Origin of the sequence: Collimonas sp., assembly GCF_044339385.1 — a bacterium.
Lineage (GTDB): Bacteria > Pseudomonadota > Gammaproteobacteria > Burkholderiales > Burkholderiaceae_D > Collimonas.
On the sequence record NZ_JBIIVN010000238.1, the window covers coordinates 1 to 4,166 of the forward strand.

A 4,166-nucleotide genomic window follows, 5' to 3' on the forward strand; every position below is an offset into this window, starting at 1 on the left:
CCCACGTCTTCGCCATCGGGCCGTCCTAAGTGACCCGTGAAGGTGGCGGTGCCGCCGCCGCCCGGTACCGCCGTCAAGCTCAGGGTGCCGCTTGGGTCGTAACTGTTGACCTGGGCTTGGGTCGGATTGGTGAAGGTGTAGTCTAAATCCGGATCGTTGTTGCCGTATTCTTTGCTGTGCGCATTGGCGACGATGGCGAGGACGGTCGGATTGATCGTCAGGTTGGCGGGCGTATAGTTGATGACATAATTAGCCGCCGCAACCGAGCCTTGCGTGATGCTGTAATTACCTATCGTTTCGCCGGAGATGCGTCCCAGGTGGCCGGTGAGCGCACTGGCGGCAGTGTCGTTAATCGTCACATTCTGCCTGGCACCGCTGGCGTCGTAACTTTGCACCGTGGTGTTGACGAAACTACCGCCGCTCACGTTATAACTCAGATTGGGATCGTCACTGCCGAACGTCTTGCCCACCGCGACAGCAGTAATGCTAATCGGCGATGCCGTATTGGGCGTGATCGTCAGATTGTTGGCGACATAGTTGATCACATAGTTTGCTGATGCCAGCGAACCTTGGGTGATGTCATAACTGCCGACGTTCTCTCCAGAGTTACGGCCCAGATTGCCCGTCAGGGAATTACCCGCCGTATTGTTAATCGCTACGCTTTGCAAACTACCCGTCGTGTCGTAGCTTTGCACGGTCGTATTAATCAGCCCGGTCGTGACGTACGTCAACGTCGGGTCATTATTGCCGTAGTTCTTGCTGACGGCATCGGCCGTCACCGTAATCGGTGCGCTCGCCGCTTGGTTAATGTTCAGTGCGCCTGGCGTGAAGTTAAACGCATAGTTTGCCGAAACCAGCGAACCTTGCGTCGTAGCATAGCCGCCCACATTCTCACCCACATTGCGGCCAAGGTTGCCGCTGAGCGCGGTATTTTGCGTGTCGTTGAGCGTGGTGCTGATCTGGTTGCCGTTGACATCGTAACTTTGCACCGTTTTATTCGTCACCAGACCGGCTACCGTGTAAGTCAGCAACGGATCGTTGCTGCCGTAGTTCTTGCTGGCGGTATCGCCTGTGACGCTTAAGGCTGCAGCAGCGTTTTTAATAATGCTCAGGCTGCCTGGATTAAACACAATCGCATAGTTGCTCGACGCCAGACTACCTTGCGTGGTCGCGTAGCTGCCGACGTTCTCACCACTGTTGCGTCCCAGATTACCGCTGAAGCTGCCGCTGTTGCTGTCGGTGATTGTGGTGTTGATGATCGCACCGTTCGGACCGTAGCTGCTCACTACACGGTTATTGAGCAAACCGGTTGTGGTATAGGTCAGTGTCGGGTCGTTGCTGGCGTAGTTCTTCGTAAGCGTATCGCCGATAACCGTGACCGGCGCCGACAGGTTGGGCGTGATGCTCAACGTCGATGGATTGAAGTTAATCGTGTAATTGCCGTTATTGGCCAGCAGCGAACCTTGCGTTTGCGCGTAACTGCCGACGTTTTCGCCACTGAGCCGCCCTAAATTACCCGTCAAGGCCGTGGCAACCGTTTCGCCGCTCACTAAACCGGTGGTGGTGTAGGTCAGCGGTTGGGGATCGTTCGTGCCGTAAATCTTGCTGAACGTATCGCCAGTGATGGTCAGCGGCGCCGGGGTGATGGTGTAGCTGGTGGTGGGGACGACCAGCTTGTAGCCTAGCGTATCGAGCAAAGTGTCCAAGGCGACAGTATAGGTCGCTTGATTTTTGGCGACGGTGGCGGTGCTGCCGTTAAGGGATAGGTTGCCGCTGAGCGAATTGACACTGCTGGTGTCGCCGTTGACCCAGCCGCTGACCGGATTGTATTGGGTCCAGTCGGTCGCATCCAGGGCCAGGCCGTCATAGACTTTGCCGGGGAGCGTCATGGTCAAAGTCGGCTGTTCGCGGTATTGCACGTAGGTGCCGGTGTTGTTGACACCGCGCCCGATGTTGTTATAGGCCACGTTGTAGCGATAGTGGCCGGCTCCCGGATAACCAGGATCGCTTGACGACATGCCCGTAGAGTCGGCGATGCTGCCGGTATAGATGATAGCGCGGCTGGTCGCGTCGACTGTGAGCTGGCTGCCGGCGAGCTTGACATTGCCGCCGGTATTGTCGACAGCGGTTTTGGGAGTCGCCGCGGCAAGGATGATGGCGCTTGGACTATTGGTGAGGGTGGAGGTGATGTTTTTGTTGACCAGAATATCGCCGGCCTTGCTGAGCACGGTGACCGCGCCGCTGGCGGTGAGGGGGCCATCGAGGGTGATGGCGTTTTGGCCGGCGGCTAGATCGGTGACATTGTTGCTCACGCTGAGGGCAGCGCCGCTGAGATCTAGCAAGGCGATGGTGCCGCCGCCGGTGATGCCTGCGGCAGCGCCGTTGGTGATGCTGATGTTGCCGCTGCCAGCAGTGATAGTCGAGCCGCTGGTAAAGGCAATGTTGCCGCTGCGGTTGTTGGTGATGGTGATGGCGCCGCCGCCGCTGTCAATGGCGGCATTGTTGGCAGTAATGCCGCTGCTGGCACTCAGATTAATCGCGCCGCCATTGGTACTGATCGGGCCTCTCAGGGTAATGGCGCCGCTGCCGGTATTGGCGGTGTCGGCAGTCAAACTGGTCGTCAGTGCACCGCCGGTCGAGGTGATCGAAACGCCGGGGCTGACAATGACGTCGTTGGCGGCACGCATCGTCAGTACCGAGCCAGCTGCACCGCTGTAGCTGATGTTACTGTCCAATTGCAGCGTGCTCTTGGTCGAATTCATCAAGGTTGATGCACTGCCGAGTGTGATCAGACTGTTATAAGTTTGGCCCTGCTCGGTCGTGATTTGCCCGCCGTTGATGGCGGTGGGGCCGGTGACAGTGAGGCTCGCGAGGGGATTGATGCTGCCGACCTTGCCATTGAAAGTCACCGCCGAGGTGCCCGCATTGACGGTCAGCGGGGAAGCGGCTAAATTTGTCTCCATAATGGAAGCGCCTAGAAAATTCAAAGTGCCATTGTAATCACCCCATTTCCCTGTCGGCAAAGTCGCTGGCGAAAAAAATCCAAGATAAGCATTGGTACTTTTCTCATTGGGTTCAGCACCTAACCAATTTTGATAAACCCCTGGTGGCGGATTCACCCCCGTTGGGGTGGTATTGAATATCTGCCCATTCTCTGGACCGCCCTGCCATCTCCATGGAGTGCCGCTATCGAGGCGTGCACCGCCAAGCCAAATCGTATTGGCACCGGAAATGCTCTGCGGATCAACAAACCCCGTGGCTTTGACTGCGATCACACTCTCCAAGGAACTGGTAATCGTCGCCATATAAGTATCGCCAACGTTGGTCCCACTGCCGCTCTTGGCTGCCGCCAATGCCTGATTCCAATTTAATGGCGTAGCTGAATATTGATACGAATTGCCCGAGTCGATCTTACCGCCAAACGTCACCGACGCTCCCGCACTGGCGGGCGAACCGGTCACGGTATCAATGACTAAACCATTCTGGTTCGCAATCAACACATCACCGTTGAAAGTAACGGCACCACCTGCCGTGGTGAAGTTACTGGCAACCGACCCAGGCGGAATGTACACACCACTGAGAAATTGGAGAGTGCCGCCGTTGGTCGTGATATTCTTATAGGCTAGGATCGCATTGTAGGTTGTAGTTCCACCGCCACTGGCGTCCAGGGAAACGTTCAATTTCCCCGTCCCACTTGCCGTAATAACGTCATTGAGCACCAAATCCAGGCTAGCAATCAAGCTCAATGTCGCATCCGGCCCCGCAGTTTTGTTAATCGGCGCGCCCGGATTCTGCACCAAATGGCCACTGCCACCCGAACCAGCGGTAGTCGAAATCGTCACGCTAGTACCCGCATTGAGCGCGGCATTGATGGTGCCATTCGACACCGTCCCGCTCGCCCCGCCAGGATTGAACACCCCGCCGGTCAAAGGACTGCCGCCGCTAGCCACGATCGTCACATCCGACGGATCCAGCAACCAGCTCCCCGCTTGCCCCCTGCTCGCCGTCGCATCAGCCACGCTATTGGCCACCAGCGTGCCATGGCTGGAGGTTTCGATTTGCCCGCCATTGCCGCCCAGCACGCCGCCCCTGGCCAAGATGGCGCCATCAACCTTGGTGTAATTATCCGACCACAACACCACCTTGCCGCCATTGCCATTTCCCAA

The 4,166-nt window shown here is 57.2% G+C and carries 1 protein-coding gene; it reads right to left on the bottom strand.

The features are described 5' to 3' along the window. Positions 1-4,166: beta strand repeat-containing protein (locus ACIQ0R_RS12560; protein WP_395828042.1), on the bottom strand; the 4,166-nt coding region annotated here is incomplete at both ends.